The following is a 528-nucleotide window of genomic DNA, read 5'->3' as shown; positions in this document are numbered from 1 at the left end:
GACCTGACCGTCGCCAACGGCACCCTGAGCGCGGTGAGCAGCAGCGACGGCGGCATTACCTGGACCGCCACCTTCACCCCGAGCGCCAGCATCACCGATGCCACCAACCTGATCATCCTGGACAACACCGGCGTCCAGAACAGCGTGGGCAACCAGGGCCAGGGCAGCACCAACTCCAACAACTACGCGATCGACACGGTGCGGCCGACCGCGACCATCGTCGTTGCCGATACCGCACTGAGAATCGGCGAAACCTCGCTGGTGACCATCACCTTCAGCGAAGCGGTGAGCGGCTTCACCAACGCCGACCTGAGTATTGCCAACGGCACTTTGAGCGCGGTGAGCAGCAGCGATGGCGGCATCACCTGGACCGCGACCTTCACTCCGAGCGCCAGCATCAGCGACACCAGCAACCTGATCACCCTGGATAACACCGGTATCGCCGACCTGTCCGGCAACGCCGGCAGCGGCACCACCGATTCCAACAACTATGCGATCGACACGGTGCGGCCGACCGCGACCATCGTG

1 protein-coding gene is annotated in these 528 nt (G+C 64.2%); it reads left to right on the top strand.

What is annotated here, in order from left to right:
* The coding region (locus tag AC07VU_RS30780) for an Ig-like domain-containing protein (protein ID WP_495031033.1) at positions 1-528 on the top strand (528 nt) is incomplete at both ends.

This window comes from Pseudomonas sp. GW821-FHT02B10, assembly GCF_059421865.1.
This window is presented reverse-complemented; position numbering and strand designations above follow the sequence as displayed.